The organism is Achromobacter sp. FW305-C-13 (genome assembly GCF_058783475.1).
Map to the genome: position 1 here is coordinate 185,164 of NZ_JBYSYN010000005.1, position 6,000 is coordinate 191,163.

A 6,000-nucleotide genomic window follows, 5' to 3' on the forward strand; every position below is an offset into this window, starting at 1 on the left:
CTCATTCCTGCCTGCCCGGCAGGATAGCGATGCCCCGTCCGGCAAAGAACGCGTCGAACACGGCCAACGGCAACTCGACATCCGCCTGCTGGCCCACTTCACCGGACGGATTGTGAAACGTGACTGAGGTCGCGGACGCTCGCGTCACCAGCACCAGATGGCCGCCTTTGCTGGGGGGAAGTCGGTCGGTCTGTCGAATGTCCGGATGCACGGAAGCCATGAAGTAGTCGGCGCCTTCCAGCACGGCGGGCAACGCCACAGTCTCCAGCCCGACGTGCACCTGGGCGTCCAGTCCGAACTCCTCCGTGACGAAGCGCACGAACGGTGCATAGATCAACCCTTTGATCTCGCCCTCGCGGTCCGTATAGGCACCGAACGCCAAGCTGCGCCGGGCCAGTTCCAGCGTGGGGTGAATCTGCCCGCTGCGCGCCGCCAACACCATCTTCAGGCACGCCATGCCGCAAACATGGTTGGCCCAGCGGACATATTCCTCGACATCGCGGGCACCGGATGTCGGCCATGCCGGATCGTCGGCTAGCGCGAGTTCCTTCCGGATGATCGCGTCCGCCAGGTGGGCCGATTCCCATTGGCAAAAATACGGTACGGCCGATTGGCCGGCATATCTGGCATCCACGTGGCGTGCTCCGTGTGTTCAGGAAGATCCGTCATCTTGCCGTTCAACGGGTGCCGTGGCAACGGCCCTGCGTTTGCTTCACAATGTGGCGATTCCCCACCTACCGGAGAGCCGCATGCCCAGCACCGCCACGTCCAATCCGTCCATCCGCCGCGTCGCCATCGTCGGCGCAGGCACCATCGGCGCCAGTTGGGCCGCGCTGTTCCTGGCACACGGATTGGAAGTTGTCGTCAGCGATCCGGCCTCTGACGCCGAAGCCCTGACCCGTGCCCGCGTGCAAGCGGCCTGGCCCGTATTGAAAGAGCTGGGCCGCGTGGCCGACGGCGCGTCGCCCGATGCGTTGCGCTTCGAGCCGGACTTGACGGCCGCCTTGGCCGGCGTGGACTTCGTGCAAGAAAATGCCCCCGAACGCGAAGAATTCAAAATCGATCTCTTCGCGCGCATGGACGCCATCCTGCCGCCGCACGTCATCGTGGCGTCCAGTTCGTCGGGCCTCATCATGAGCCGCCTGCAATCGCGTTGCCGCCATGCCGGGCGTTTCGTCATCGGCCATCCGTTCAACCCGCCGCACCTGATCCCGCTGGTCGAAGTGGTGGGCGGAGACCAGACCTCAGCCGAGACCATTGATCGCAGCATCGCCTTCTACCAGGCGATGGGCAAGCATCCCATCCGCCTGAACAAGGAAGTGCCCGGTCACATCGCCAATCGCCTGCAAGCGGCACTGTGGCGCGAAGCCATCCACCTGGCCGCCGAAAACGTCGCCAGCGTGGCGGACATCGACGCCGCCGTCTCGCAAGGCCCGGGCCTGCGGTGGGCGCTCTTCGGCCCGCACATGACTTTCAACCTGGGCGGCGGTGCAGGCGGCCTGGCCAACTTCATGGACCACCTGCTGGGCCCGGTGCAAACCTGGTGGGACGACCTGGGCGCACCCGAGGTCACGCCCGAACTGCAAAGACGCCTGATCGAAGGCGTCAACGCCGAAGCCGGCCAACGCAGCATTGCAGACCTCGTGGAAAACCGCGACGCCCAGCTCACGGCGTTGCTCAAGACCTTGCGTCGTTAAGGGCCTATTTTCTCGTGACCCGGATTCACCGCTTGCGGCCAACAGGCCGCAGTTTGCTTACCGCACTGGCCTTCTGCGTGTGCCTGCCCGCAAGTGCCACGCAGGCCAGTGCGTCAGACGCCGTCCAGCCTCCCGCCCTGGTGTGGGGCGCCGTCCCCAGCGCCGATCTCTATCTGCTGGTCGCCAGCCCCCGGCTGAGCAAGCCCGAGCTGCAACGCCTGGCTGCCGAAACGATCGGCCCGGGCATTGGCGACAGCCAGTACATCACCCAGGTCTGGAGCAATCTGCCAGAGCCGGTCCAGCTTTGGATCTCGATTGATCCCGTCCGGCTTCAAGAAGCCAGGTTGTCCACGGATCAGGCATTGGAGGCGTTGGCCGCCAAACTGGATATTCCCGCCCAAGCCAGCAAGGGAATCCGCACGCCAGCCTCGTGGATCTATGCCGGCGCCACGCGCGAGAAGCTCGAAGCCTCGAGCGATGCACCTCCCCGGCTGGCGGATGGCAGCACCATCAACCCGTCGGCATGGACAACGTTGACGTACCGGCAAGCGCCGGAATCGTGGGAAGCCTGGAACAAGGTCGCGCTAAGCCTTGCCATCCCTGCCGAGGCAAGCCGCGATTCACTGGAGGGCGTCGTCAGCGGACGCCTGAAAGCGCTGGCCTCCAAGCTGCCCGACGACGTCTCGATCTTGATCCTGCCGGCGGGCCCCCGATTACACGAAGCCGACGGCATTTTCGTCACGCTCGGGCGCGCCGATTAGTTCCTCCCCTGCACCTGCCCCGCTCCTACGCCCGCAACTGTTAATCTGGGCGTTGGGCTTCGTATCCTGACCAGACCAAGGAATCTCCGAATGACCGTTGTCACCCAAGACCCCGGACAATCCCGGTTCACCGCCACCGTCGATGGCGTCCTGTGCGTGCTGGACTATCAGCTCCAGGCGGACATCATGGCCATCGTCCACACTGGGGTACCCAGCCAGGTGGGCGGCCGCGGCATCGCGGCGGAACTCACCAAGTTTGCGCTGGACACAGCTCGGGCCAACGGCTGGAAAGTCCGCCCCTTGTGTTCCTACGCCGAGGTCTACATGCGCCGCCACCCTGAATACAACGACCTGCGCGCCTAAGCGCCCCACCCCCTATCGTGACGAAGAAATCCTCACCCTTGGCCGAGCCCTGCCCGTGTGGCGGCGCGGCTTATTCCCGCTGTTGCGGCCGCTGGCATGAAGGCCCCTTGGCCATGCAGGCCCCGACGGCCGAAGCGCTGATGCGCTCGCGCTACAGCGCGTTTGTGTTGGACAAGCTGCCCTACCTGCTGGCCAGTTGGCATCCCAGCACCCGCCCCGAGTCGCTGGAGCCAAATCCCTCCGACCTCAAGTGGCTGGGACTGACCATCAAGCAAGCCCGCGATCAAGACGCCGACCACGCCACCGTGGAATTCGTCGCACGCAGCCGCCAGGCCGGCCGCGCGCACCGCATGCATGAAATCAGCCGCTTCGTCAGGGAAGGCGGCCAGTGGTATTACGTGGACGGCGATCTGAATTGACGTGAAGTGACGGCTGCGTGCCAATTGCCCAGCAGGCGCTAGCTGGCGCGCAGCGGGAATCCTATCAGCCCTATACGCTGGCAGCCAGACTCTGGATATCCGTCTCGACAGCCTGCTTAAGCGCCGCCACCAACTGCTGCTCCATGCCGCTTGCCGCGCGCGAGTTGCCCACGATCGCCAGCTCGGTCGGCGGCACCGCCGCAAACCCTTCTTGCGCACCTAGCAGCGCATGCGTCTCCAGCCTTGCGAAAGCAGGCAGCAGGCTCACGCCCAACCCCGCCGCCACGGCAGCTTGAACCCCCGCCAGGCTATGGCTGTGATACGCGACGTGCCAGGGGCGCCCCGCGCTTTCCAATGCGTAGATCATGCGCTTGCGGTAGATACAGCCATGGGGAAACAGCACCAGCGGCACGGCGGCGGATCCCGCCAGGTGACGCTTGTCGCCCACCCATACCAGCCGCTCCGGCCAGGCCGCAAGGCAGGTACCGTCGCCCGGCTCCCGCTTGATCAGCGCCAGATCCAGATCGCCCGAAGCGAGTTTGCCGCGCAGGTCCGTGCTCATGCCGCTGATCGTCTCCAGGCGCGCCTCAGGATGCCTGGCGACAAAGCCCGCCAGCAGCACCGTCAGCCGCGACACATCGAAGTCTTCAGGAATTCCCAGCCGCAACACCCGCGCCGCGCGGGGCGCCGCCACGACATGCTCGGCCTCGTCCGCCATGGCCAGCAAACGGCGTGCATACACCAGCATCAGCTCGCCGTCCTCGGTCGCCACGACGTCGCTGCCCGCACGGCCCCGCAGCAAAAGCGTCTTGCCGACGGTCTGCTCCAGCTTGCGCACCTGCTGGCTTACCGTGGACTGCGTGCGATGCACGCGGCTGGCCGCCCGCGTGAAGCTGCCTTCATCCGCGACGCACACCAGGGTTCTCAGGAGTTCCAGGTCCAACATGATGGTTCGTCATCCGTCTATAGGCAGCAGTTAGAGAGCGGGCTCGATATCGACTCAGCAACTGATCAGATTCTAATTATTAATTTTACGACTTTGTGAGCCGGACTTTAAGCTGACGCTACCCTTCCCTTCATCCATGAGGAAATCGATATGCCGCTGGATCATCTTCCCCGTCCCAAATGGCTCACTTTCGACTGCTACGGCACGCTGATTCAATGGGACGAAGGCTTGCAAGCGGCGGTGTCCCGCATTCTGGCGACCAGGACTGATGCGCAAGACGCGCCCACGCCGGCGCAATTCCTGCATGTATACGACGAACACGAACACCGCTTGGAACGTACCCCGCCCCATCGCAGCTTTGCGGACATCACGCGGGAATCGCTCCGCCTCACGATGCAGGACTTCGGCCTTACCTATCGTCCAGAAGACGCCGCGATGCTCACCGGCAGCATCTCCGCCATGCCGCCCTTCCCTGAAGTCGTGGATACGCTGGCCGCCTTGAAGCAGGCCGGCTTCCGTCTGTGCATCATCTCCAATACCGATGACCAGATCATCGCCGGCAATGTGGCCCAGTTGGGTGGCCATATCGATCGCGTCATCACGGCCGAACAGGCAGGGGCCTACAAGCCCTCCCGCAAGATCTTCGGCCATGCCTACAACAGCCTAGGCGTGACGCCAGACGAGGTGGTCCATATCTGCGCCAGCCCCCATCTGGACCATGCCGCCGCCCGAGAGATCGGCTTTCGCTGTGTATGGATCGACCGCGGTACAGGCCGCAAGCTCTTGCCGGACTACCGCCCGGACGCTACCGTACCGACTTTGGACCGCGTGCCCGAGCTGTTCCGCGCCGCCGACTGGCTCTGACGACGAACGCGCGCCCCTCCCCTCCAACTCCTTGAAGGTAGTCATGAATCAAGAACCCCGTTTCGCCGACGCTCTTTTTCACGCAGAACCCGTTGCTGCACTGCGCGCAGATCTGGCGCTGGCGCTGCGGGCGGCTGCCGCTCACGGCTTGGGCGAAGGCGTCTGCAACCATTTCAGCGTGGCACTGCCCGGCGATCCGGACCACTTCCTGCTCAACCCGCGCGGCCTGATGTGGAACGAAGTGCAAGCGGACGATATCGTGCTGATCGACGCCCATGGCAACAAGCTGGCCGGACGCCACGAAGTCGAGCCCACCGCCATGTTCATTCACGCCGCCATTCACCGTATCGCCGGCAAGGCCTGTGTGCTGCATACGCACATGCCGTACGCCACGGCGCTGACGTTGACCTCTGATCGCGGACTGGACACGACCTTGTCGCAAAACGCCATGCGCTTCCACGGACGCCTGGCCATCGACGAAAACTACAACGGCCTGGCCCTGGACGTCAGCGAAGGCGAACGCATCGCCCACGCCATGCAGGGCGCAGATATCGTGTTCCTGGGCAATCACGGCGTTGTCGTGTGCGGCGAACGCCTGGACTACGCCTACGACGATCTGTTCTTCCTCGAACGCGCCTGTAGCGCTCAGGTCCTGGCGCAATCCACCGGACGGCCGCTCAAGCCGGTCGATACCGCCATCGCCAGCAAAGTCGCCGCGCAGATTCAAAGCGAACGCCTGCAGTCGGAACTCTTCTTCGCTGCCTTGCGCCGCCAATTGCCCTGATTTCTTAGCTCCAACGCAAAACCCCCTCGCGGCGCCAGCCGCGAGGGGGTTTCTTTATGGCTAAGCCGTTTTTGCTAAGCCGTATTGCTAATCCGTTTTCCCAAAGACAAAACCCCACAGGATTACCTGTGGGGTTTTGCGGAATAAAAGCCTGACGATGACCTAC

General features: G+C 64.0%; 8 protein-coding genes. 6 read left to right on the top strand and 2 right to left on the bottom strand.

The window, feature by feature from the left end:
* Position 1: 1 nt before the first annotated feature.
* Positions 2-634 (bottom strand): cysteine peptidase family C39 domain-containing protein, encoded by a 633-nt coding sequence (locus AC3WMU_RS28470; protein ID WP_006223527.1) that lies wholly within the window; start codon positions 632-634, stop codon positions 2-4.
* Positions 635-749: 115 nt separating this feature from the next.
* Between AC3WMU_RS28470 and AC3WMU_RS28475 the strand changes: the two genes are divergently transcribed.
* The 4 genes from AC3WMU_RS28475 (at position 750) to AC3WMU_RS28490 (ending at position 3,240) form a co-directional block, all read left to right on the top strand.
* Positions 750-1,697, top strand: a complete 948-nt coding sequence (locus AC3WMU_RS28475) for a 3-hydroxyacyl-CoA dehydrogenase NAD-binding domain-containing protein (RefSeq protein ID WP_492283320.1) — start codon at positions 750-752, stop codon at positions 1,695-1,697.
* A 53-nt stretch (positions 1,698-1,750) separates the two neighbouring features.
* Positions 1,751-2,458: a hypothetical protein gene (locus AC3WMU_RS28480; RefSeq protein ID WP_006223529.1), complete on the top strand. Its 708-nt coding sequence runs from the start codon at positions 1,751-1,753 to the stop codon at positions 2,456-2,458.
* Between the two features lie 90 nt (positions 2,459-2,548).
* Positions 2,549-2,821 carry a GNAT family N-acetyltransferase gene (locus AC3WMU_RS28485; RefSeq protein ID WP_280029504.1) on the top strand — a complete coding sequence of 91 codons (273 nt, stop codon included), beginning with the start codon at positions 2,549-2,551 and terminating at the stop codon, positions 2,819-2,821.
* 17 nt (positions 2,822-2,838) lie between these two features.
* Positions 2,839-3,240 (top strand): YchJ family protein, encoded by a 402-nt coding sequence (locus tag AC3WMU_RS28490; protein WP_035212718.1) that lies wholly within the window; start codon positions 2,839-2,841, stop codon positions 3,238-3,240.
* 70 nt (positions 3,241-3,310) lie between these two features.
* On the opposite strand, the gene AC3WMU_RS28495 is transcribed toward AC3WMU_RS28490, so the two are convergent.
* On the bottom strand, positions 3,311-4,186 hold the full coding sequence (locus AC3WMU_RS28495; protein ID WP_280029507.1) for a LysR substrate-binding domain-containing protein: 876 nt from the start codon (positions 4,184-4,186) through the stop codon (positions 3,311-3,313).
* 150 nt (positions 4,187-4,336) lie between these two features.
* Here AC3WMU_RS28495 and AC3WMU_RS28500 point away from each other — a divergent pair, with 150 nt between their 5' ends.
* Positions 4,337-5,050 carry a haloacid dehalogenase type II gene (locus AC3WMU_RS28500; protein WP_006223533.1) on the top strand — a complete coding sequence of 238 codons (714 nt, stop codon included), beginning with the start codon at positions 4,337-4,339 and terminating at the stop codon, positions 5,048-5,050.
* 43 nt (positions 5,051-5,093) lie between these two features.
* Entirely contained in the window at positions 5,094-5,834 is a 741-nt protein-coding gene (locus AC3WMU_RS28505) for an aldolase (protein ID WP_006223534.1), read from the top strand.
* Positions 5,835-6,000: the final 166 nt, after the last annotated feature.